14 protein-coding genes and 2 pseudogenes are annotated in these 25197 nt (G+C 55.8%); 5 read left to right on the top strand and 11 right to left on the bottom strand.

Translation table 11 applies throughout. The features are described from left to right. Nucleotides 1-200 precede the first annotated feature (200 nt). Nucleotides 201-2834, top strand: a complete 2634-nt coding sequence (locus ACLBW8_RS19995) for an AAA family ATPase (RefSeq protein ID WP_447806149.1) — start codon at nt 201-203, stop codon at nt 2832-2834. 482 nt (nt 2835-3316) lie between these two features. On the opposite strand, the pseudogene ACLBW8_RS19990 reads toward ACLBW8_RS19995, so the two are convergent. The 10 genes and pseudogenes from ACLBW8_RS19990 to exaC all read right to left on the bottom strand — a co-directional run. Continuing rightward, nucleotides 3317-3896, bottom strand: a pseudogene (locus tag ACLBW8_RS19990) (tyrosine-type recombinase/integrase); the annotation flags it as partial. Between the two features lie 370 nt (nt 3897-4266). Next, nucleotides 4267-5037 carry a LexA family transcriptional regulator gene (locus tag ACLBW8_RS19985; RefSeq protein WP_128587814.1) on the bottom strand — a complete coding sequence of 257 codons (771 nt, stop codon included), beginning with the start codon at nt 5035-5037 and terminating at the stop codon, nt 4267-4269. A 214-nt stretch (nt 5038-5251) separates the two neighbouring features. Next, nucleotides 5252-5779, bottom strand: a complete 528-nt coding sequence (ppa, locus tag ACLBW8_RS19980) for an inorganic diphosphatase (RefSeq protein ID WP_003237090.1) — start codon at nt 5777-5779, stop codon at nt 5252-5254. Nucleotides 5780-5872: 93 nt separating this feature from the next. Further along, on the bottom strand, nt 5873-6703 hold the full coding sequence (locus tag ACLBW8_RS19975) for a M90 family metallopeptidase (protein WP_447806148.1): 831 nt from the start codon (nt 6701-6703) through the stop codon (nt 5873-5875). A gap of 6 nt (nt 6704-6709) precedes the next feature. After that, nucleotides 6710-7366, bottom strand: coding sequence for a DedA family protein (locus ACLBW8_RS19970; protein WP_064454304.1), 657 nt, complete (start codon nt 7364-7366; stop codon nt 6710-6712). 307 nt (nt 7367-7673) lie between these two features. Continuing rightward, entirely contained in the window at nt 7674-8132 is a 459-nt protein-coding gene (locus tag ACLBW8_RS19965) for a GNAT family N-acetyltransferase (protein WP_053258200.1), read from the bottom strand. Between the two features lie 88 nt (nt 8133-8220). Beyond that, complete coding sequence (gene eutC / locus ACLBW8_RS19960) at nt 8221-9057, bottom strand: ethanolamine ammonia-lyase subunit EutC (RefSeq protein ID WP_064454303.1); 837 nt, start codon at nt 9055-9057, stop codon at nt 8221-8223. Then, nucleotides 9054-10448: an ethanolamine ammonia-lyase subunit EutB gene (locus ACLBW8_RS19955; protein ID WP_447806147.1), complete on the bottom strand. Its 1395-nt coding sequence runs from the start codon at nt 10446-10448 to the stop codon at nt 9054-9056. Before ACLBW8_RS19955 ends, eutC begins: the two co-directional genes overlap by 4 nt. A gap of 64 nt (nt 10449-10512) precedes the next feature. Further along, nucleotides 10513-11946 (bottom strand): ethanolamine permease, encoded by a 1434-nt coding sequence (eat, locus tag ACLBW8_RS19950; protein WP_053258197.1) that lies wholly within the window; start codon nt 11944-11946, stop codon nt 10513-10515. A gap of 232 nt (nt 11947-12178) precedes the next feature. Further along, a complete protein-coding gene (gene exaC, locus ACLBW8_RS19945; protein ID WP_064454300.1) occupies nt 12179-13699 on the bottom strand; it encodes an acetaldehyde dehydrogenase ExaC in 1521 nt (506 codons plus the stop codon). A 272-nt stretch (nt 13700-13971) separates the two neighbouring features. Between exaC and ACLBW8_RS19940 the strand changes: the two genes are divergently transcribed. The 3 genes from ACLBW8_RS19940 (at nt 13972) to ACLBW8_RS19930 (ending at nt 20493) form a co-directional block, all read left to right on the top strand. Next, nucleotides 13972-15879, top strand: a complete 1908-nt coding sequence (locus ACLBW8_RS19940) for a sigma-54-dependent Fis family transcriptional regulator (protein ID WP_447806146.1) — start codon at nt 13972-13974, stop codon at nt 15877-15879. 176 nt (nt 15880-16055) lie between these two features. After that, nucleotides 16056-19268, top strand: coding sequence for a hypothetical protein (locus tag ACLBW8_RS19935; RefSeq protein WP_447806145.1), 3213 nt, complete (start codon nt 16056-16058; stop codon nt 19266-19268). A 553-nt stretch (nt 19269-19821) separates the two neighbouring features. Beyond that, entirely contained in the window at nt 19822-20493 is a 672-nt protein-coding gene (locus ACLBW8_RS19930; protein WP_447806144.1) for a hypothetical protein, read from the top strand. A gap of 379 nt (nt 20494-20872) precedes the next feature. Here ACLBW8_RS19930 and ACLBW8_RS19925 read toward each other — a convergent pair. After that, nucleotides 20873-21406, bottom strand: a pseudogene (locus ACLBW8_RS19925) (transposase); the annotation flags it as partial. A gap of 585 nt (nt 21407-21991) precedes the next feature. Between ACLBW8_RS19925 and ACLBW8_RS19920 the strand changes: the two are divergent. Then, a complete protein-coding gene (locus ACLBW8_RS19920) occupies nt 21992-25012 on the top strand; it encodes a hypothetical protein (protein ID WP_447806143.1) in 3021 nt (1006 codons plus the stop codon). Nucleotides 25013-25197: the final 185 nt, after the last annotated feature.

Below are 25197 nucleotides of genomic sequence, written 5' to 3'. Positions count from 1 at the left end.
GGTCGGAAACCCGCGAACCGCGCGTGCCTGCCGGCCGTAATGCAGAGAATAGTCTCCAGGGGGCCCAACCTTTCAGCCAGGCTGAATGTAGCGTGTTGCCCTGTCCCAATTGAAAAAATTAAATTCAGTTGCAAACAAGCGATAGGCGGGTATTGATAGCTTCAAGAAAACGGAAGCGCATCAATCAGAGAGGGATACCCATGTCGATATTGCAGGAAATTTTAGACTGGACTCAGGGTTTACCTGAATGGCAGAGCGACGCGGTTGCTCGATTACTGGCTAATCAAACCTTGAGGTCAGAAGACCAAGATGACTTGTTCGCACTGCTGAAAGTATCCCATGGTATCCCCGACCCGCAAGGCAGAGTTCCAAAGCCGCTGACAGCCGACCAGATTCCCGCACCGGTAAAGCAAACAACGCACATCGAATTGCGGGCAATGAAGAGCCTGCAACACGTAAACGCCATTGCCGAGAATCAGTACCTTCCCTTTGGGTCCACGGGGATGACAGTGATTTATGGCGACAACGGTTCGGGTAAATCAGGGTACTCACGAGTGCTCAAGCGCGCATGCCGTGCTCGCGACCAAATGGAACCCATTCTTCCTAATGCCAACCTTCCGGCCGGTCAACCAGCTACTGCTGAAGCCTGGTTTGAAATTGGAGTCGACGGCGTAGTCCAGGATGTACAGTGGATTCAAGGCCAACCAGCGCCTGCGTTGTTATCGTCCTTTACAATTTTTGATACTCGATGCGCGCGCGCATACCTTGATAACGAGGATGACTTTTCCTATGTGCCCTACGGGCTCGATGTATTCGAGGGACTGGCAAAGCTCTGCCGGCAACTGAAAGTAATGGTCGAGGCGGAGAGCGCGCAATCTACAGTCGACCTGACCGCCTTCGCGCCGCTGCAGGGTGACACACCAGTTGGCAAACTAATCGCAACACTTTCAGCGAAAACGACAGAGGCACAGATTGAAGCACTGGCGATACTGACACCGGAGGATGTGGCCCAGCGTGACGCATGGGACAAGAGCCTGAAGGAGAGTAATCCAAAGGAGAAGGCCACCCAGCTTCGCCAGCTTGCCCGCCGCATCACCACCGTCGCGACAAACGTGACCACTAAGTCAGCGCTGGTTAATAAGGCAGTGATTACTCAGCTGCACAGCTTAGCGGATACATACCGCACGGCACAGGTAGCATCTGCGCTGGCGGCCCAGCAGTTCAAAGAGGCAGAGAATTTACTGCCCGGCACCGGCGGCGAGGCATGGCGTGAGCTCTTCGACGCTGCGCGCAAATTTTCTATCGAATCACACCCTGATAAAGCGTTTCCTGCATTAGGGGCTGATTCGGCTTGCCCGTTGTGCCAGCAGCCTCTAACTGAGGGAGCCGAGCGCTTGCTGCGCTTTGAGGCCTTCATTCAGCAAGAGGCTGAAAAAACATCACAGCAACGCCGCCTAGCGCTGTACAGCCAGTACAAGCCGTTCATTGCACACGTGCTAACGATCGATGTGGACGACGTTACCTATGGCGAAATTGCTGCCCTAGATGTGCAGCTCGCCAACGACACCAGGCTATTTGCGAAAACACTAGCGGCTCGGCAGGAAGCAGTTAAAGCGGCTGTAATTTCGCATGATTGGTCCGGCACTGATCAGGAGCTGGTGAATCCGGCAGGGCGACTTCAAGCACTAGCCGACAAGCTGAATACAGATGCTGAAGTCCTAGAAAAGGCCTCGGACGAGAATGCCCGTGCCGAACTCCAAAAGTTGTTCACTGCACTCGATGCTCGGGTGCGACTGAACGAAATCAAAAGTGCTGTGGCCACGGCCGTAAGCCGGCTTGTGCATCAAGCTCGACTTGCAAAGTGTTTGGGAGCAATCAAGACCACAAATATTTCTTTGAAAGCATCCGAACTTGCAGAAAAGGTTGTATCCAAAGATCTGGAGAATGCACTCAATCGAGAGTTCAAGACGCTGGGAGTTGGTTTGCTGCAGGTTTCCTTAAAAAGCCGTGCTGACAAAGGTAAGCCGTTGCACAAGCTCAAGCTGGAGTTGCCCCAAACTCGTAGTCCAGGCGACATCTTGAGTGAAGGTGAACAACGCGCAATTGCTATAGGCTCCTTTCTCGCGGAGGTGAGCCTTGCTGGCGGAAACGGTGGGATCGTCTTTGATGACCCTGTGTCATCACTTGATCATCGTCGACGCGAACGCGTGGCTAAGCGCTTGTCGATTGAGGCTGGACAACGCCAAGTCATCATCTTCACCCACGATATTTACTTCCTTTGCCTTCTTGTCGAAGAGGCAAAGCGCGCCGGTGTGCCAATTGTCACGCAAAGCCTTACACGCCGAGCCGAAGGCTTTGGAATTGCAGATCCTGAGCTGCCATTCGAAGGCAAGAGTGCTAGCAAACGCATAGGTGCATTGAAAGCGCAGCAACAAAAAATCGCAAAGCTATTCAAGGATGGCGAGGAGCAGGAGTATTACAAGCAAACCGTCGACGCTTATTTCCGGCTGCGCATGGCGTGGGAGCGCGCTGTCGAAGAAGTGCTATTGCGCGAAGTAGTCATACGCTTTCGAAAAGGCGTCGAAACACAACGCCTTGCTGGAGTTGTCGTCGACGACACTGACTATGATCAAGTGAATGCCGGCATGTCGAAGTGTTCTAACTATGCCCATGACAAAGCTGTGATGGGTGGAGTTGCGGTTCCCGAGCCAGAAGAATTGTTCGCAGACATCATGGCTTTGGAATCTTGGCGCGAGACAATCGATATTCGCAGTCTCGCCACTGCTAAGAAACGCAAATCCGGTCCAGCATCTGCAGCGGCCCTGGCGCCTTAACACTTGGGCAGTGGCATTCCTTGCTATCGAGAATGTGGGAGGCAGTGCCAACTCTGACCACTGCAATGCATTAGCAGCCAGCAAACGAGAGTTTTGTTGGCTGCTTAACTACCTTAACCCTGACGTTAAGGGTGATTGCTCCCGCTTAAAATACTTGAAAACAATTCTCCTTATTGCTCAGGGTTTGAAGGTGGGCTTGCCAACCACTTGCCTTCAGTGCTTAAGGAAAGTTGGTATCTTGTTACATGATTTTTCTCCAGAGTATTTATATCTCTCTGGATATTGTTTTAGTGCCCGGCTTCTTGGACGTTGTGTTTAGATCAGATGTTTTTGAGGCTCGGTATTGGTAGTATGATTTACTAAGCTCCATATGTGTGCGGATAAGTAAGGTGGACATCGATGTAGGCCAGATATTAGGTAGTGGTCTTCCACGAAGACCATAGCTGCAATGTAGGTGACTGATGGGGGCTGTAAAAGATTACTCGGTATGGAGATGTGTATGACCTCATATTGCGTGCTTTGGCGGCGTCCAGGACTTGCTCAATTTACCCACGTACCTCATCGGCGGTTCGCGATTTAGTAGCCCAGATAGGTTGCAGCACCTTGAGCACTTCGGGAGTACCGATGTCTTCGGCTGCCAGCTTACCAATGTGATCAAACGCATACAGCTCCAGCTTTCGCAGCCAGCCTTTACGCCATTTATCTGACCATGCAGCGCCGTGAGCATTACGGTATTCCGTTGCGAGCGTCTCGAACTTCAGTTGCTTGGCTTCACTTGCGCGTTGGGCTTCGCGTTGAGCGGCGCGCTCTATGTCTCGAGCGGCTAATGGGTCTATGCCATCACTCAATTGGGTGCGTTTTGCTGGCATCTTGTCTGGCCTTCTTGAGACTCACCTCAGGGAATGAGCCCAGCCCCATCTCTCTACGACGGCCTGCCAGTTGGAAGCGAAGCAGCCAAGATTTACGCCCGGTAGGTTTGACGACCAAGCGAAGCCCATCACCATCTTCATAGGTGCCGGGTTCGGTCAGGTTTTCGACTTGTTTCGGATTTAGCTTACCCATTGGATTTCCCCTGTCGTCCGTTTTGTCCCCCCACCTGTCCCCCCACTTCATCGTTGGATGAGGTCAAATGGCGTCGAACGCCATCGGACAGGGGAATGCCTGAAAGCCACGGAATAGCTAAGCTATCAGGAAGATTCTTGGATGGGATAGGATTATTTCGGACAATTAAAAAGCCGGCTTGTGGCCGGCTTCTCGGGGACTGCTTCAGCTTGTTTTTGACAAACCTCACCAGCCTTCAAATCGCTCAGCCCACATCACGTCTGGCTGAATAGTAGGGGCATCAGCGGGAACTCCTCCGCATCGCCAGGCAGGATAGATAGCGCAAAGCCATCCCCTGCCAAATGTGCGGCGCATGATACCCACATTCACCTCAAATGCCTACCTCCGGGTCCGATTTAGAGCCTTCCCAGCCCAGCAGGTGTTCGTCCAGTGGCACCGGTCGGCGGTTGTTGAGGGTGGACCACCAGAACACCCAGCCCACGATCTCGAAGTTCTGTTCGAAGCGTTGCTCGTGGGTGAGGTATTCGTCGGGGTGTTCGCTGGCGTTGTGGCTGCGCATGCGCAGGCCACCGCCGGGGCGGTTGTAGAGGTATTTGATGCGTAGCATGCCGTCGTGTTCGACGGCGTAGATTTCGCCGTCGGTGATTTGGCTGCGGCCGCGGTCGATGGCGAGGGTGGCGCCTTGTTGGATGATGTCGATCATGCTGTTGTCGACCATGTAGGCGCCTACGGCACGGTCGGGGTTTACGTTGAGGGTGTCGAGGGTGTGCAGGGAGACGCGGATGCGCTCGGTGGAGGTGAAAGTGGGGTGGAGGGCGATCTCCACGTCGATTTTTTCCGGGAGGCAGGCGGGGCCTGTGAGGTATTTGCCGCTGTCTTCGCGGGTGCGCAATCCTTTGGCTGTGTCCGGGCCTTCCAGCAGGAAGTTGGCCGGTGGGTGTTTGAGGCCTTCGCCGGTGCGTAGCCAACGGCTGGAGACGCAGAGCAGTTCTGCGATCTCGTTGAGTCGGCCCATGGGCACGCCGCGTTTGAACCAGTTGTTCACGTGTTGAGGCGTGACACCGCGGTTCTTGGCGAAGTCGGAGGCGGAAAGATGAACTTCCCGTAATAACGCTTTTAGTCGATCACCTGATGTATTCATAAACGCAGAGTTTACTGGCCGGAAAAATACATCAAATAAACTATGCGTTGAATTGCGCGTGTAGGGATTTGCTTAGTTGTAGTCCGATATTTCAGTGTTTTAATTTTGTTAAACGCTGCGCATTAAACATTGAACTTTGAGTTTAATTTTTCCCACAAAAAAAGCCCCGAATAGTCGGGGCTTTTTTGATTGCCAGGGCAATGAGGAGCGGGTATCAGCCTTTGTAGGCAGCGACCGACTTCATGATCTCGGCGCGGGCAGCGTCTGCGTTGCCCCAACCTTCGATCTTTACCCATTTGCCTTTTTCGAGGTCTTTGTAGTTCTCGAAGAAGTGCTTGATCTGTTCCAGCAGCAGTGGCGGCAGGTCAGTGTATTCCTTCACGTCCACGTACAGCTGGGACAGCTTGTCGTGGGGTACCGCGATAACTTTGGCATCGCCGCCGCCGTCGTCGGTCATGTTCAGGATGCCGACTGGGCGCGCGCGAATCACCGAGCCTGGGGTAACCGGGTAAGGGGTTACAACCAGCACGTCGAGGGGGTCACCGTCGTCAGCCAGGGTGTTCGGGATGAAACCGTAGTTGGCCGGGTAGAACATCGGGGTGGCCATGAAACGGTCAACGAACAGGCAGTCGCTGTCTTTGTCGATTTCGTATTTGATCGGCGCGTGGTTGGCCGGAATTTCGATGGCGACGTAGATGTCGTTCGGCAGGTCTTTGCCAGCCGGAATCTTGCTGTAGCTCATTGGGCGTTGCCCCCGTAGTTGGCCATGGAACATGGCCGGATTGGCCTAAAAGTGGCGGCGATTATAGGCATATTCTGACGCCGACGCTATGCGTCAGACGTCGTGTGGCGCGTGGCGTTCAGTCTGATAGCGGGCGTCGCTGGCTTGCAGTTGGGTCAGGCGGGCCAACGGGTCCTGCCGATAAAAGCGGCTCAGTTGCGCGTACACCTGGGGATAAGTGCTGACCAGTAAATCCGGGGCGCTGAAAAAATACTCGCTGGTGACCGCAAAGAACTCCGCCGGGTTTTCGGCGGCGTAGGGGTCGATCTCGGTGTCGGCGTGCGGGTTGGCGTCCAGCTGACGGTTGAGGTCATCAAAGGCGCTTTGCATCACGCTGGCCCATTCCTGCACGCGCATGTCGTGGTGCAGCGGTGGCAGGCCGTTGGCGTCGCCGTTGAGCATATCGAGCTTGTGCGCCAGCTCGTGGATCACCAGGTTGTAGCCTTCCCACTGGCCGCTGGCCAACACGCCGGGCCAGGCGAGGATCACCGGGCCCTGTTGCCAGGCTTCGCCGCTGTGTTCGCCGTCCCATTCGTGCTCGACGCCGCTGGCATCGCGATGGCGCTGCGGGCTGAGGAAGTCGTCTGGGTACAGCACGATTTCGTGGAAACCCTGGTACCAATCGAGTTCGCCGAGGTTCATCAGCGGCAATTGCGCCTGGGCGGCGAGCAGCAGGCGTTGTTCCTGGTGCAGGTCGACGCCGGGCAGGGCGGTGAGGTGTTTTTCGCTGAGGAACACCACGCAAGCTTCACGCAGCCACTGGTCTTGCTCGGCGCTGATGCCGTCGAGGAAGGTCAGGTGGTGGCGCACCCGTTGCCAGGTGTCATCGGCAATCGGGTGCTTGGCCAGCAGGCGCCGGCGACGCCAGGCGCTGAGGGACCACATCGCGGGTTACTGCGGCTTGGCTTCGGAGGAGTTGCGGCCAAAGCGGCTGCGGAATACGCCGATGATCATCGGTACCAGCGACAGCAGGATGATGAACACCACCAACAGCGAGAGGTTTTTCTTGATAAACGGCACGTTGCCGAAGAAGTAACCCAGGGTCACCAGGCCACCGACCCACAGGATGGTGCCGAACACGCTGAAGCCGAAGAAGCGCGGGTAGGGCATTTTGGCGATACCGGCGACGAACGGCGCAAAGGTGCGCAGGATCGGCAGGAAGCGCGCCAGGGTCACGGTTTTGCCGCCGTGCTTGTCGTAGAAGTCGTGGGTTTTTTGCAGGTAGTCGCGGCGGAAGATTTTCGAGTTCGGGTTGCTGAACAAGCGTTCCCCGGCCGTTCGCCCAATGACGTAGTTGGTGCTGTCGCCGAGAATCGCCGCCAGCATCAGCAAGCCGCCCAGCAATATCGGGTCCATGCCGCCGCCTGCTGCGACAGCGCCGGCGATGAACAGCAAGGAATCACCCGGCAGGAAGGGCATGACCACCAGCCCGGTTTCACAAAAAATGACCAGGAACAGAATGGCGTAAATCCACACTCCGTAGTTTCTCACCAGCATGTCGAGGTACACGTCGAGATGCAGGATCAGGTCGAGCGGGTTGAAATCCATGGATGGCACCTGTGTGAATGGCCCGGCTCAGCAGGCCAGTGCGGGGGCTACGGGTAAGTAAGGCTACAAGTGTATGCCGTATTTCTTACGACCTTGAAGGGTTGGCATTATACGGATTGAGAGGTGAAAAGCGTGTTGGTTTTGTAGCGGGGGATGTCGTGGGTATTGCGGGCATACATTGATCCAAATGTGGGAGCGGGCTTGCTCGCGAAGGCGGAGTGTCAGTTACATGATGTATCGACTGACACTCCGCCTTCGCGAGCAAGCCCGCTCCCACAGGGGATCTAGTGTGTTTGAAGGATCAGGTTCAGTCCTCGCTGATCGGCAACACGTAGTTCTTGAACTCCGTATCTTCACGAAACCCGATCGACTCGTAAGTCTTCTGCGCCACGTCATTGTTACTGCTGGTCGACACCCGCAGCCGCACCGCATGGGTTTCCTTGGCCATTTTTTTCGCCGTGCGCATCAGGTTATCCGCCACCAACTGCCGGCGGGCGTCTTCAGCCACGTAGATGTCGTTGAGGATCCATACCCGTTTCAGCGACAGCGACGAAAAGCTCGGGTACAGCTGGCAAAACCCAAGCAGTCGCTTGTCGTCGTCATCGGCCAGGGCCAGGTAGATCACCGACTCCTTTCGGCGCAGGCGCTTTTCCAGAAAGGCCCGCGACGAGTCCGGGAAGGGCAAAGCCCCGTAGAACTCGCGGTATTTGACGAACAGTGGCGTCAACAGGTCCAGGTGTTCCAGGGTCGCTTGAGTAATCCGCATGCCAGGCCTCAACTTCCAAAGGGGTATGACCACACAAGCGGCCGTGACTGGATGCTGCCTAATGGTGAAAAAAAGTGCAATCGCGCTGCTATTGGTCATCCGGTGGGCTGAGTAGGAAATTGCCTTTCATCAGGTCGGGATCATCGGATTCGAGGGTCATAACCTGCGCCTCGTCCTTGAGATTGACCCCCGACAGCTGCCGACGACACGCCTCTTTCATCAAGTACAGCAGGCGATGCGCGGCCATGCCGTAGCTCAACCCCTCAAGGCGCACATTGGAGATGCAGTTGCGATAGGCGTCGGTCAGGCCGACCTTGGGGTTATAGGTGAAATACAGGCCCAGGCTGTCCGGCGAACTGAGCCCTGGGCGTTCGCCGATCAAAATCACCACCATCTTGGCGCCGAGTAACTGGGCGACTTCATCGGCGACCGCCACACGGCCTTGTTCCACCAGAATCACGGGCGACAAGGACCAGCCTTCGGCGTGGGTCTGTTCCTCCATGCGTGTAAGAAACGGCAACGTATGTTTATGCACAGCCAGTGCCGACAGGCCATCGGCCACCACGATGGCCAGGTCTACGCCGCCAGGGTTGGCAGCGGCGTAGTCGCGCAGGCGTTGCGCCGACTCATCGCTCAAGCGGCGCCCCAGGTCCGGGCGTTGCAGGTACATATGGCGGTCAACCGCAGCGCTGTGCAGCAACAGGCTCTCACGCCCGCGTTCGGCCATTTGGCCGCTCAGGCCCGCAGCGTCGAAGGGCAGGTGCACCGCGTCGCGCGCCTGGGCGTGGGCGAACTGGAAATCCAGCTGCGCGCTGGTGGGGATGCTGGTGCCGGTGCGGCCCAGGGCAATGCGCGCAGGGGTCAGGCGGCGCAGTTCCAGCCACGGATTATCAGGCAGTTCTACTTGCACGGGCGGCTCCTTCATCGCAATTGCTTCAAGGCGTGGCGAAACGCCGGTGGCAGGCTGTTGCCGAAGTGCACTTTGCCGTCGGCTTGCGTGAAGATGCCCATTTTCGCCAGCCACTGTTCAAATTCCGGCGCCGGCTTTAAGCCCAATGTTTGGCGGGCGTACAGGGCGTCGTGGAACGAGGTGGTCTGGTAGTTGAGCATGATGTCGTCGGAGCCGGGGATGCCCATGATGAAGTTGATCCCGGCCACGCCCAGCAGGGTCAACAGGGTGTCCATGTCGTCCTGGTCGGCTTCAGCGTGGTTGGTGTAGCAAATGTCGCACCCCATCGGCACGCCGAGCAGCTTGCCGCAGAAGTGGTCTTCGAGGCCGGCGCGGATAATCTGCTTGCCGTTGTACAGGTACTCGGGGCCGATAAACCCTACGACGGTGTTCACCAGGAACGGTTTGAAATGCCGCGCCACGGCGTAGGCACGGGTTTCACAGGTTTGCTGGTCAACGCCAAAGTGCGCGTTGGCCGACAAGGCGCTGCCTTGGCCGGTTTCGAAATACATCAGGTTCTGGCCCAAGGTGCCGCGGTTCAGGCTCAAGCCCGCGTCATAACCTTCCTGCAGCACGCTGAGGCTGATGCCGAAACTGGCATTGGCCGCCTCGGTGCCGGCAATCGACTGAAACACCAGGTCCAGCGGCACGCCACGGTTGATGGCTTCGATGGAGGTGGTGACGTGGGTCAGCACGCAGGCTTGGGTGGGGATTTCGTAGCGCTGGATGATCGCATCGAGCATCTCCAGCATGGCGCAGATCGAGGCGATGCTGTCGGTGGCCGGGTTGATGCCGATCATGGCGTCGCCGTTGCCATAGAGCAGGCCGTCGAGAATGCTCGCGGCGATGCCCGCCGGTTCGTCCGTAGGATGGTTGGGCTGCAGGCGGGTCGACAGGCGCCCGCGCAGGCCCATGGTGCCGCGAAACTGAGTGACTACGCGGATCTTCTGCGCGACCAATACCAGGTCCTGCACGCGCATGATCTTGGAGACGGCGGCGGCCATTTCCGGTGTCAGCCCGGGCGCCAGGGCGCGTAGGCTTTGTTCGTCGGCCGCGTCACTGAGCAGCCAGTCACGCAGGCCGCCGACGGTCAGGTGGCTGACCACGCTAAACGCCTGTTTATCGTGGGTGTCGATGATCAGCCGCGTGACTTCGTCGCTTTCGTAGGGGATCAGCGCTTCTTCCAGGAAGTGTTTCAACGCAATGTTCGCCAGCGCCATCTGCGCGGCCACCCGCTCGCCGTCGTTCTGCGCGGCCACACCGGCCAGGAAGTCCCCGGAACGTGCGGGGCTGGCCTTGGCCATCACGTCCTTGAGGCTGTCAAAGCGGTAGGTTTGAGCACCCACCGCGTGGGAAAAGCTTGCCATACAGTGTCTCCTTGGCGACGCGGGCAGGCTGTGAGTAAAGCGCCCGCGTCGAGGTTTACGGCAGTTAGTGCAAGGCGGCCTCTGCGGCCTGGATCGCCGCGAATTCCTCTTCCGGCGTGCCTGCTACCAAGTGATGCCGGCTGTAGAAAGCAAAGTAAGCAATTAATACTCCATAGATGATCGCGGCGCCAATCACCACCCGTGGATCCACCAGAAAGCCCGCCACCACGGCCACGCAGGCCAGCACCAGCGCCACGCCGGAAGTGAAAATGCCGCCCGGTGTGCGGTACGGACGGTCCATTTTGGGGCGACGGATGCGCAAGGTGATGTGCGCGGCCATCATCAGCACGTAGGAAATGGTTGCGCCAAACACCGCCACCAGGATCAGCAAGTCACCCTGGCCGGTCAGCGACAAGCCAAAACCGATGATGCCGGGGATCACCAACGCGAGCACGGGCGCTTTGCTTTTGTTGGTTTGGGACAGTTTGCGCGGCAGGTAACCGGCACGGGACAACGCGAAGATCTGCCGCGAATAGGCGTAGATAATCGAGAAAAAGCTCGCGATCAATCCCGCCAGGCCGACCAGGTTGACGAAGCCGCCCATCCAGGTTGAACCGCCGTAGGAGAGTGCCAGCGCTTCAACCAGCGGGTTACCTGATTTGATCAGCGCGTAAGTCCCCGCGCCACCCGGCGCAATCACCAGAATCAGCAGTGCAAAACTGGTCAGCACCACAATGGCGCCGATCAGGCCGCGTGGCAGGTCGCGTTTAGGGTTTTTGGTTTCTTCTGCGGCCAATGGCACGCCTTCGACTGCAAGGAAAAACCAGATTGCATAGGGAATCGCCGCCCACACACCGACGTAGCCAAATGGCAGGAACGTGCTGGCGCCCTTGGCCTCGGTCACCGGAATATCCAGCAAGTTGGCGACGTTGAAGTGCGGCACCATTGACACCAGGAACACGCCCAGGGCAATCGCGGCGACGGCGGTAATCACAAACATCAACTTCAAGGCTTCGCCCACGCCGAAGATGTGGATGCCGATAAAGATGATGTAAAACGCCAGGTAAATCATCCAGCCGCCAATGCCGAACAGCGACTCACAATAAGCGCCGATGAACACCGCGATGGCGGCGGGGGCGATGGCGTATTCGATCAGGATGGCGGTGCCCGTGAGGAACCCGCCCCACGGGCCAAAAGCGCTACGGGCAAAACCGTAGCCGCCGCCGGCGGTGGGGATCATCGAAGACAGTTCAGCCAGGGAAAAGCACATGCACAGGTACATGGTGGCCATGAGCAAGGTGGCGAGGAACATGCCACCCCAGCCACCCTGGGCCAGGCCGAAGTTCCAGCCGGCGTAGTCGCCGGAGATAACATAGGCAACGCCAAGGCCGACTAACAGCACCCAGCCGGCGGCGCCTTTTTTAAGTTCGCGTTGTTGGAAGTAGTCGCTGCCGACTTTTTCGAAGTCGACGGAAGAGCCAGTAGGTTCGCTAGGCATGAGGAAGTACCTTCCATTGTTATTGTTCTAATTCGGCATCTTTGTGCCGAATGCGAGTTACAAGTACATGTGGAGATTCAATAGGGGAGCAGGCTTGTGTGGGAGCTGGCTTGCCTGCGACAGCATCACCTTGCTGTGCCTGACACACCGGGGTGCCTGCATCGCAGGCAAGCCAGCTCCCACACTTGATTGCATTTCAAGTTGAGAACCGGGCGCCTGTTACAGGGTTTAGTTAGAAGAAACCCAACGGATTAATGTCGTAGCTCACCAGCAAGTTCTTGGTCTGCTGGTAGTGGTCCAACATCATCTTGTGCGTCTCACGGCCCACGCCGGACTTCTTGTAACCGCCAAACGCGGCATGCGCCGGGTACAGGTGGTAGCAGTTGGTCCACACGCGGCCCGCCTTGATCGCCCGGCCCATGCGGTAGGCGCGGTTGATGTCGCGGGTCCACACGCCGGCGCCCAGGCCGAACTCGGTGTCGTTGGCGATCGCCAGGGCTTCGGCTTCATCCTTGAACGTGGTGATACTCACCACCGGGCCAAAGATTTCTTCCTGGAACACGCGCATTTCGTTGGTGCCCTTGAGCAGGGTCGGCTGGATGTAATAACCACCGGCCATATCGCCGCTGAGCTTCTCGACCTTGCCGCCGGTCAGCAGTTGCGCGCCTTCGCCCTTGGCGATTTCCAGGTAGGACAGGATCTTGTCGAACTGCTGCTCCGACGCCTGGGCGCCGACCATGGTGTCGGTGTCCAGCGGGTCGCCGCGTTTGATCTGCTCGACCTTTTTCATCACCACTTTCATGAAGTCGTCGTAGATCGACTCTTCCACCAGTGCGCGCGATGGGCAGGTGCACACTTCGCCCTGGTTAAAGAACGCCAGCACCAGGCCTTCGGCAGCCTTTTCGATGAACGAAGGTTCGGCTTTCATGATGTCGGCGAAGAAGATGTTCGGCGACTTGCCGCCCAGCTCGACGGTGGACGGAATAATGTTCTCGGCCGCCGCGTGCATGATGTGCGAGCCCACCGGGGTCGAGCCGGTGAAGGCGATTTTGGCGATGCGTTTGCTGGTGGCCAGGGCTTCGCCGGCTTCTTTGCCGTAACCGTGTACCACGTTCAGCACGCCTGGCGGCAGCAGGTCGCCGATCAGCTCCATCAACACGTTGATGCCCAGCGGGGTTTGCTCGGCCGGCTTGAGCACCACGCAGTTACCGGCGGCCAGGGCCGGCGCCAGTTTCCATGCGGCCATCAGCAGTGGGAAGTTCCACGGGATGATCTGGCCGACCACGCCCAGCGGTTCGTGGAAATGATAGGAGGCGGTGAGTTCGTTGATCTCGGCGCTGGTGCCTTCCTGGGCGCGGATGCAACCGGCGAAGTAGCGGAAGTGGTCGGCGGCCAGCGGGATGTCGGCGTTGAGGGTTTCACGCACGGCCTTGCCGTTGTCCCAGGTTTCGGTGATGGCCAGCAGTTCGAGGTTCTGTTCGATGCGGTCGGCAATTTTCAGCAGCACCAGCGAACGGTCCTGGGCCGAGGTCTTGCCCCAGGCATCCGCGGCGGCATGGGCGGCGTCGAGGGCTTTGTCGATGTCTTTGGCAGTGGAACGCGGGAATTCGGCGATGGGCTTGCCGTTGACCGGCGAGGTGTTGGTGAAGTAGTTGCCATCCACCGGCGCAACGAATTCGCCGCCGATGTAGTTACCGTACTTGGCCTTGAACGAAACGATCGCGCCTTCAGTACCGGGATGTGCATAACGCATGGTGGGTATCTCCTGACTTTTATGTTTATTGGAGTACAGCGGTGTTGCGCTTGATAAAGCGTAGAGCAAAGGTTGGGCCACTGCTTTGCAGGCCAGGTAAATCAAGGGGTTGAGGTTTGTCGCAAGGCGTTGCTGTGACAGGCGTGGTACAGGCGGGGTGACAGTTTGTGCCATAAACGGTACAGCCTGTGACCGGTGGGTCTGCCCGGGATTGCAATGGTCGGATGGCTGGGGGATGCTGGCTGTTCTCACGCAGAGAGAATAATAAGAACATGCATAACGATCATTTCAGTCGCCATGCCCAGCAAGTCCTGACCGTCACCCGTGGGCAAGACCTTGCCCAAGGCCCCGGCAGCGACCCGTCTATCGCCCGCTCCTGGCTGCGCTGCCTGGAGGATTATCACCTCGACCCCGCGCTGAGCATCGCCCCCACCGTGCTTGAGCACGGCCGCCTGCTGGAAAGCCGCGAACGCCTGCAACAAGTGCTGAGCATCGCCGGCAGCGAGATGAACAGCCTGCATCAACAGCTCTCCGGCGCTGGCCATGCGGTGCTGCTCACCGATGCGCGCGGGGTGATCCTCAACTGCGTCACCGCGCCGTCCGAGCGCAAGATTTTCGAGCGCGCCGGGCTGTGGCTGGGTGCGGACTGGAGCGAGGCGTGCGAAGGCACCAACGGCATCGGCACCTGCCTGGTCGAGCGCCAGTCCCTGACGATTCACCGCGATGAGCACTTTCGTGGCCGCCATACGGGGCTGACCTGTTCGGCAAGCCCGGTGTTCGACCCCCAGGGTGAGTTGCTGGCGGTGCTGGACGTGTCGTCGGCGCGTGAGGCGGTGTCGCGCCAGAGCCAGTTCCACACCATGGCGCTGGTGAACCTGTCGGCGAAGATGATCGAGAGTTGTTACTTCCTGCGTCATTTTGAGAACCACTGGCTGCTGCGTTTTCACCTGCAGGCAGAATCTGTGGGGCTGTTCAGCGAAGGGTTGCTGGCATTTGATGGGGAAGGCCGGATCTGTGCGGTCAACCAGAGCGCGCTGAACCTGTTGGGGCAGGTTCGCGGCGGCTTGTTGGGGCAGCCGGTCGAGGCGTTTTTCGAGTGTTCGCTGGACCAACTGCTCGGCCGCGCCAGCGCCAATGCCACGGCCAGTTGGCCGTTGCGTACGCGCGATGGCCGGCAGTTATTCGCCGCGCTGCGCGGGCAGGCGCGGAGTTTGCCCGCGCCGCTGCCCAAGCCCGAGGCGCCACGCCTGCCGGGTATCTGCCTGGGCGACCCTGCGTTGCAGAGTGATTTTAACAAGGCGCTGAGGGTGTTCGAACGCGACGTGCCGCTGCTGATCAACGGCGAAACCGGCTGCGGTAAAGAGGCGTTCGCCAAGGCCGTGCATCAGGCCAGCTCGCGTGCCGACAACGCCTTCGTCGCTCTCAACTGTGCCGCCATCCCGGAAAACCTGATTGAAAGTGAGTTGTTTGGTTACCGCGGCGGCAGCTTTACCGGCGCGTTGAAGGAAGGTATGCGCGGCAAATTACAGCAAGCCGACGGCGGCACGCTGTTTCTCGATGAGATAGGCGACATGCCTTTCGCGTTGCAAACCCGTCTTTTAAGGGTGCTGGAAGATCGCGTGGTGGTGCCCATCGGCGGTGCGCCGCAGGCGGTAGACGTCAGAATCATCAGCGCCACCCATCGTGACCTGTTAGCACGTGTTGCCAATGGTAGCTTCCGCGAAGATCTTTACTATCGTCTCAACGGTCTTGAAATTGCTGTGCCGCCCTTGCGTGAGCGTAGCGACAAAGCGCAATTACTGGCGTTTTTGCTGGCGGAAGAAGCAGCAGGGCAGGTTGTGTTGCTTGATGAGAAGGCGCACCACGCGTTGCTCGACTACGCCTGGCCGGGCAACGTCCGGCAATTGCGCAACGTACTTCGCACCTTGGCGGCCTTGTGCGAGAACGGGCGAATCAGGTTAGAGGATTTGCCGCCCCTCATTCGCCAGGCGCGAGCGGCGATGGTTGTCGAGCCCCGGCAGGGGGGCGCTCTGGACGATGCAGAGCGCGTAGTGTTGCTCAACGCACTGAAGCGGCAACATTGGCACATGTCCCACACGGCAGAAAGTTTGGGAGTGAGCCGGAATACGCTTTACCGGAAGTTACGCAAGCATGGAATCGAACGGTGCCCACAAGCGTGATCTGCACGTTGTTACCGCAGCACGTATGAAGCCTGATTATTAGCCTCTGATGAGGGCAGTGTTTAGAGCTGAAATATCTGGATAAATTTTCCCGAATTTTTTTTGTATAATTTGTAAGACATTGCACCACTCAACGTACGAACAGTTATTCATTTGAATCGTACGCGAGTGTGGAAATGACAAATTTTGAAGGCGTTAGAGTAACGCCTACCTTATCAGGCAACGTGGTAGGCGAACCTCCTGCGGCTGCCGCCAGGGTGAGCATCAATAATGCAGTCGTTCACAGCAACACACACGCGCAAATGCCAGACACCCCCGAAGCGCGTGCAATGGCTGACGCTCAGTTGGCGAACCCCTACGCGATCGCATTAGCGACGCGCTCCTATCACACCTCAATAGCGCCGCCTGATGTTCAAGTTGCTCCTGAGTCCACACTCGGGCGTTGGCGCACCCAATTGGACAGTAATTTCAAAAGCCCTGGATTTTTATCATGGGCGAAAGCGCAGGGTCTTGATACCCGGAGCCTCAAACTGGATCCCTACCTCGGGGAGTTGACCGGCATTGTAAATGGCAAGATGCAAACGTTTTCCCTAAAAGATGATTCGGGCTGGTCAGATGTCTCTCGCGTGCTGTTGTCGATTGCCAGGGTGATCGCTCCAATGCCCGGGCAGGCGTTCAATTACCCCTGGCCGGACGGTAAGGTGCCGTTGTACACGGTGGGGCGATTTTACGGAGAACCTATCGACCTCTCCCCCTCACAAGCTGCCTCGCACCGTGAGAAATTGAATGAAGGGGCCGCGTTTGAGTTTGCACCTGTGGGGCATGCATTGCAGCGATCGGTAGAAGCATTAGCGGAGCAGGGCAAGGCGCAGGGTGATGACGCTAACCGTCATGCACTTATCGCTGCACTGAGGTCCCAGGTAGATGATGCCGAAGGGAAGATCGATCTGAATAACGTTATGGTGCCGATTGACCGACGTTCAAGTTTATTTCTTACCGAACAGCGCCGGGAGATAAGTGTTGCACAACTGCTCGAAAGGCAAGGGCATAAACTACCCGTCAACAGCACGGAGGCGCATGGCCTGGCTAACGCACTGACCTTTGACCTTGCGCATAGGGTGCCTGGGGCTGACGCTGGGGGCGTCAGGCATATTGGTGGGCTGCTGAACCGAACTGAATTACGCAAGATGAAAGCGGTAGTGGATCAGTGGAAGTTGAAGCATGCAAGCCAGGCATCTGATCCGCAGGCAGGGGTTGGGGCAGGCAGTTTGTTACGCGGCCTGATCAGCACGCTTGCGACGTCTACAAAGAAGGTGATTGCGGACAACCCTTCATTAGCATTGGACCAACTCATTCGGTCGCCCGAGGCGCAGGCGTTGGGCAAAACTATACAAGGTAGAATCAAATCAGCAGCGTCGCCGACCGGTGCAACTGAGGCCTTGACTGCGGCACTTTTGCAAGAGCTTGACCCTAATTCAGGAAAGTCACGTTTCAACTTGGCGGGTTATAACCTCTATAAAAGCGAAAATGTAGGTGCCTCCGCTGCTGAAATCGTCAAACGTTTTACCGCTTACCTTGAAACTAAGGTGGGTGTTGAAGCAGCGCCTCTTGCTGCGCAACTATTACTGTCCGCCGTCGCCCCTGAACTCTTGGTAAAAAACATTCCTCCTGAACTTGTTTATGGGTCTCATACGTGGGCGGATTTTTCTATAGCAGTTGCCCTGGTAGAGCAAGAAGCGCCCGGCGCATCGGGGAACATGACGCTCAGTCAAGTCATGAACTATGCGGACGCGCAGCTTAGTATTCTTGACGGTGGGGATGAGTTAGCTGCCGCGTCAGCCGATTCGCTTATTGCGTGGGGCCTCGCTAATCAGGTGATTAAAAACAAACCCCAGGGTCAATATACGTTCGAAGACGTTGAGCAATCATTAACGGTGTTAAAAAAGCAGAAAAAGGAATTGGCGTGGGCACGCGCTGAGCTGATGAAGCCAGCGCCCACTCGGGAGGCGTTGGCGCTGGCTGAGTTCAAGCGGGTGTTCCCGGGTGTTGACCCGACGAAGATAACATTACGAAGTATTAGGGATGACACGTATCGTGTATCGCCACTTGATGTCTACATGACGACGCCCATTGATCTGGAATCGTGGGCGCCGCTAAATGAAAAGGAATTACCTTGGGCAACGATTAAGTCTCGCTTTTCCGAGCTTGATCCAGACATCAATAAAACATTTTCTGAAACGTTTGAAGACTATACAAAGACTCAAGCGGCGGCCTGGGCTATCCAGTTCAAGTACCAGGTTTCTCTGCTGCCTAGAGCCGAACAAGAGCGTATAAACCAAGCGGATGTCACGTTCATGAGCGTGTCTCGCCCTTTTTTGGGTACAGAAGAAACGAACAGCAGCCAACTGTACCCCGGGCGCCGACCACGAATGCCGACCCCTCATGAACTCAAAGAGTTGGAAGGGGGGCAAGGTGTACTGATGAAAGTGGAGGGAGCTGATAGTAAGGTCGAGTACTATAGTTACTTCCCAGGCCTAGGAAAAATCGTTAAGGAAAAGGGTGATCCGGGAGAACAGTCAAATTTTGACGACAGCAAGTATTTTTCCCCGGGTTCCAAAGCTCGCGTACCCGGCACGTATAATGTTTTTACGAAATTTGATGCCACCCATCGGGACCGTGATTTGCCTGAGGTCACCGGTGAAGGACGAATTCCTTATTTTTCTCGACGAAACGGTTCGCTGGCTACCGTGGTGGGTAAGTTTTTTACTAAAGATTATGGGTATTTGAAAGCCAAGACTGTCGGTGAAACGAGGATTGAAAAAAATACAGCAGGTAATCAGGCCGTCAATGATTTTCTCCTTTCGCTTATTCCTTTCTATGACGGTATTAAGGATGCGATAACGGGGAATGTTGCGGGCGCAGTTTTTAATATCGGGTTCGATATTTTGGGGTTCTTTCTTCCCGGGGCAAGTGCTGCGAACAAGGCCATGAAGCTGGGTACGTCAGCAGGCAAAGTACTCAAGCGTTCTTTTTTTGCCGGGCTCGGTGTTTCGGTGGGTGTTACCGATGTTATTAACCTGCCGAGAAATATTAAGCGGGGGGTGGTGGCTGTCGGTAAGGATATAAAGAAGGCGTACAAACACGCCGATGAGGTGCTTCCTCGAATCAAAGGCAATTATAGGTCTTATGAAGTGACAAGTGCTTATAAGGACGGTGATATCGTCAAGGGCTTCTATCAGGTGGAATCCGATGGTGTGCGTAGGCCAATAGTCGCGGTCTTAAAAAAGGGGGCCTGGTATGCGTACAATTCCCTCATGAATACACCTTTTGGTCCTCAGTTAGCGCAATTTGGTGTGCTGAGCGCACTGGCGCCGTCGAATAAAACGTAATGATGTTCAGGCGGGTGGATTGGCAAGTGCTCACCGCATCAGTGTGAGTGCTAAACGGTACGCATCGTTAAGCAGTTTAGCAGGCTGATCAATGTCAGGCTGGCTGGCGAAGTGTGCCTGCGCGCCTGGAAAGTGTTCTCCAGGATTGTTGCGTATTCGTCATAGGATTGAACTATTTGTTTTGTAGCTTGGAACTGTTTGTGGCCTATCTGTTACACAGTAAGTGGAAGAAATGGATGGCTTTCTAATGCAAATCAATCATTAGGTAGATCATTATGATGTTTTCAAATGCAGCGGCGCGACCGGTAGTATTCTCAAAGGTTGGGGATTTTTTCAGTGGTGGATTCACCAGGACCGACACGCCTAGTTCTGTAAGGACAGTTGAAGCACCTAAGGTAGAAAGCCCGGGAGGGTCCAAGCCGGCAGACGGTAGCAATAACAATTTTGATCAGGGTTTTGTTGATAAAAAAGTGGGTTTCGACGGGCCGGGGCAAGCCACGGGTCACCGCCAGCCTGGGGATGCCCCGATACAGAGGCCCCAGTTACTCCGGAAGTGGCCCAACACAGAGAAGCCAACAGGAAGAAGTGGCAAGCTCAAAAAGATGCTGGCGCCCGGGATAAGTTATTTGATCAGCCGACGGCAGGTCGAGTAGACGGAAAGGAGGTGGAGCCTTTTTCGCAGAGTAGCCTGGAAGAAAGCGCCGAGGCGGTAGTGAAGGCTAAAGCTGCGAAAGCGGATCGGGCGCTCCCGCTTGAGATGCGAAATATTGCCAAGGTCGCCGGAATTACGGCAGCGATCACAGTACCCTTAACCGTTGGCGGGACATTCGCCGCCAACATCGCTCTTGAATTTCTCAAGCCCAAAATCAATCCAGCGAAAACTCCGGCCACAGAGCAACATGTTATGGAGTCGCGATTGGTCGATGATGCTCAGAGGGGCGTATTTCTATTAGCCAATACGTTGGGTGCCCTTCGTTCAGAAGCGGGTGTCAAACCCAGTGTGGAATGGTTGGCAAAGACAAATGAAGAGCGGATGGACTATCTTGATGAGATGCTTGATTACCTTGAAGTGGAGTTTGTTAGAGAAGCGAACGCGCTGGGTATTCAATCTCACACTCCGTCGACAGGCGCGCAAGAAGATGATATCAAGAGCCGGGCCATTGGCATGGAGTCCAGAATGGCCTACCTCACCGAGTTGATGCGAGCTATCGAAGCCAAGCTATAGTTAATACTGGCCTCGTACACTTTATAGTGGGTTGTTCTAACGGATTCACGCGTAAGCAGTTGCTCACTTAATAGGGGCAGCTGCTTTCCGTGTTTTCATACAACAACCATCGCGGGGGTGAACACTTCGATTATTCTGACTTTGCCTGTTTCTGTCTTTCCTCAATACCCTTTGCTCGCCGAAGAGGCCACTGCCCAACCTGAGTCACAGGGTACTGAGGTGGTTGATCAGCCTTTAGGCAAGGTCTGAAGTACCTACCGATTTTTCATGCCCTCGCTACTTGGGCTCAAAAAATCAAAAGTCGGGCGAGCATCAGACTTTTCTTGCCCTTAATTCATGATTCTTTCCTCTGGTAGCGCTGTTTCAAGGTCAACCCGTATCACAGACGCACCTCGCCCATACCCATCAACCGTTTTCGCATCCTCCACAGATTTGACAAAGCGAACAAGGTTGTCTGTTGAGCGATGTTCTTCGACAAGCCACGAAAGCGCACTTTCGTATAGCCAAACTGCGGTTGATCACGCGAAACGGATGTTCAACCTTGGCCCGTACCTGCGCATCCCCGCACACATAAGTTTCCTCGCCATGCAGTAACTGATCGTCGCATCGACCACCGTGCCGTGACGCAGCAGCAAACCACGATCACCCAGATAGCCATTGATGACCTGCAAAATCCCGCTCGCCAACTCATGTTTCTCCTGTAGGCGCCGGAAGTTGAGGATCGTGGTTTCAACGGGAATCCGGTCCAGATGCAGCCCCGAGAACTGGCGCAGGATCGTGGTCTCGTAAAGTGCTTCTTCCGTCGCCGGATCGCTGTAACCGAACCAGTTCGCATCAGATGAACCCGCAACATGGCCAGCAACGGATACGCCGGAAGACCGCCTTCACCCGTTGGACTATTCTCAAAGAGCAGTTTTCCGTTAATAGGTAAGCTGTATGGAGTTGTTAGTTATATTCAATCGATATAGCTGTCTCGTGGCTTGGTTGTTCTGGAACTTATTGGGTGGTGAGGGCCACTTAATATTCGAACACCGGGGAAGCCGCTCTTCAATGTCAAGCACTGTCTGGCTGGTTTTTTGGTCAGTGGGTCTGCGCTCAGGGTATAGGGAATTAAAATAGCTCGCCAGTTTGGGCTGTTCGAATGATTGACTTTGAAGGTTGGCGCTTATTAAGTAAGCCTTAAACTTGGCTGGCCTTATAAAAAGTTTTCGCGATGCGCGCTGTTGATTCAGTTGCGTTGGCGAGCCGTTCATCGGAAGCCTGAAAGAGAGATGAAAATATGACTGTGCCTACAATAAATGTTGCGCCCTTTGGCTTGCCAAAGAGTGGTTTTCCTCAACTGAACCCTAACGCGGGCAGTGCACCGTCGACGATGAGTGAGAACACTTCGTCGGGTGGCCCTGAAGCGGCCCGAACGGCGGCCGATGCGCGTGTCGAGCAAGATTGGTTGAAGCAGCCTTCAGCCGGATCGCGCGTACCGGTTCCACCCGAGTCGACCTTGGGGCGTTGGGTTGACGCACTGAGGTTTGCGACCCATTCTTCTGCGTTCAAGCAACTGGAGGACATGTTTGGTGGGTATGGTGCTTTTACTCATATTGAACCTAACAAAGGTGAGATCTTGTTTGACGGCGGGCTCAATAAAATAAATAGAGATTCCCCTGAGCTCAACGATATTCCGGGCGGTAAAGCGTTGTTTGACAACATGATGGTCATCGCTAAAAAATTGGCGCCTTATGGGGCCTTGAGCCGCCGTGACGTTTATCAACTTGGCAGGCCCGGACCCACTCCGAACACGGTCGATTCAAACGTTGTTGGTCAATTTATTTATGGCCAACGTCCGAAGACGTTGCCCGACCATCATGTGCCTGCCGAAATTTTAAGTAAAACGGGCGAAGCCGAAACGCAGCACAACCTGCTCGCCGCTTTGAAAAAGCAGATTGAGGCGCCCGGCGCGAAGCCGGATCTGGAATCCATCGTCGTAGAGATCGCACCGCACTCCGTCTTTTGGCGCGAAGACCAGCCGCAGCCTGTCACGATAAACCTCAAGCAATTGATGGCCGCTTACGGTTTGCAAGTGCCAACCACACTGGAAGCACTTGCCAATTTGGAGCGCGTACTGTTCGCACCACCATTAAGTGCGCCACGTGAAGGTAATTGTGGTGGGTTGCTGACTAAAAGTGTGCCACTGGGCGAGGATGCTCAGAAAAAGATAGTCGAAACCGTCAGTGCCTGGAAGGCGCTTCAAACTCAGGTTCCGCTGGACGCAGAGGGTAAGGCCCCCAGTCTTTTCGAGTATTTGAAACGTGCAGTTCCAGAGTCTCTGAGGGCGCTGGCCGCTACCCATCCTGAGGCGTTTCTCAAAGCCTTGATCGACACTCCTCAAGCCCGTGCATTGGGTAAGCAGCTGCAGGAAGCGATTGGCGCATTGCCCACCGCCACCAGTGGCCAGGAAGCACTGCTCACGGCGTTAGGGCTGGAAGCCAACCGGTCGTCAGCGGGGCTGGAGCGCGATCATTTAGCCGGGTATAACTTGCGGCAACCAGGCAACGTAGGGCGTACGCCAGCTGAGATCGTCAACGGTTTTGAAACCTATATGGAAGGTATCGTCGGCCCCGAGATGGCGAAAGTAGCTGCCTACCAATTGCTGGCTATGTCGGCTCCGGAGTTTTTGGTCAAGGGTGTGCCGCCATCAGTGGTTTTTGGCTCCCTGCAATGGGTAATGTTCAGCGCTGAAGTATTTCGTCGCGAGCAGAGCACCCCGGGATCGTCGGCGGGCAAGCGCTATGATCAGATCAGGGCGCATGGGGCTCTGGAGCCCGTTACACTGGAGCAAGAGTATCAGTCGAAAGCGGCTGCTGTGCAGGCAGTGGTCGACTGGGGTATAGCTAAAGGCATTATCGAGGAAAATAGTGAGGGCTATTCCGCTGAAGCCATCGCGAACGTAACGGCTGCCATGGAAGAAGAGGCCAATCGCCTGGCGGCTACTTTGAAAAGTATTACGGCTTCACTGCCGATTCGCCGGGAGTTGGCGCTGGCGGAATTAACGCGGGTATACGGCGAAGAACACGCACACCTGTTTGAAAAACAACTACTCACCCGCCAATCGGGGATAAGTAGACTCACAGACTCCCTGTTGAATCTTTATATGTCTGGGACACTTAACCCCAGCTGGAATTCTACTGTTTCAACCTTTCCTAATGAGATTTTACATCCAGGCATGAAAAAGCTGCCTGATATCAAGAAAGATTTCTTTGATAAGTTTGATGCGTACACCGACAGCTTCAGCCAGGCGGCAGGTGAGATGTTCCAGTATCACGTATCGCAGCTGCGGGATGAAGATCGGAAGCGATTTGAGTTCGGTGGTGTAGAAATGAGGTATTTGAGCCAGGCGGAAGGCCCTAATTTTCCTAAAGGCAGTGAGAGTAATGCGTTATTTGAGGCATTCGGAAGTGGTGCGTTTCTCATCACCACTGTAGTGAATGATGAAAGGGTTAAGTATATTTACTCGCCACTGCTAGGAAGGATCATTAAGGAGGGCGACCCTCTGCCTGGGGTCCCTGAGGGGTGGAGTGTAAAGTTCAGTAACCGTGCACCTCTTTTCAGTGTGAGTGTTGGGGGGAAGCGTTACGGCTTAAAAACTATCTGGAGGACGGGCGGTGCTAACGAAGTGGACGAACCCCATACACTTAAGCCGAGGAATACTTCATCGGAGAGGTCCGGCAAATTCGCCCGTCACATAAGTTATATTTATAAACATGCTGTCAGTCAGCTTAAAGACGCGGCCAATGGCATGAGCGACTCCGAAAAAAGAAGCGCTCGAGAAAAGATTTTCAACAACTTCATCCTGAGCCTTCTTCCCTTCCACGACTTGGTGAAAAATATAATCGAAGGCAATAAACATGATGCAGTTGTTAGCGGGGTTTTTGACTTTATCGGGTTGTTTAATCCTGCTGCTAAAGGCGGCTTCATAGCGGCTAGCGTCGGTGCCAAAGGGGTAAGTTCAGCCTTGACGTTTCTCAAAGGGGCTGCCAAGGCAGGGCTCAAGGCTGCCAACCCGTTAGGGGCTGTTTATGATGTGGGGAGTGGTTTATTCAAGCTGAGTAAGACCGCTTTGAATGCGGGGGGAGCTGTCACCTTGTCCTCGTTGGCGAATAAACTTCGCATCTCTGGGCGTGGTTGGGACATCCCTCACGGTGGTTCCAAACAGACCATCGCCGAAGGCACTTATCGGCGGCCAGGTGAAAGGAGTAGCAACACGCCCGTCGTTGCGGTGAAACAAGGCAACAACTGGTACGCCTTAGATTTCCAGACACTGAAGCCCTATGGTCCTGTGTTGAATGACTTCACGCCCATTACGGTGAAAGAGTTGCGTAATCTTCGTTATGACATTGGTACTTCTGTGAAGGACGGTTCTGGACCTGTTGAGACGGTAGGAGAGTTTCAGTCCGACACCGCCCCAGCAGCCTTTTCAGCTGCAGGCAGCCCGGTAGGCGTTGGTAAGACAACCCGTACTGCATGAGGGTGATGATCAATCTGGCAGGGCTGCGGGGTTCTTTTCCAGGTTTGGCCGCAAGCCTGCTGCTGTTAAGCCACTCGCAACCCTGTCCACGCCAGGTATTCACAGCCATCGCCTGACGTGAACGCGGCCAAACGAAGTGCAGGGATGCGCCTCGCTGCCTGCAGGCCCTATAAATAGTGCGATTT

This window comes from Pseudomonas sp. M5A4_2d (genome assembly GCF_053345295.1).
Note: the sequence above shows the minus strand (reverse complement) of the source record. Positions and strands in the feature narration are given on the sequence as shown.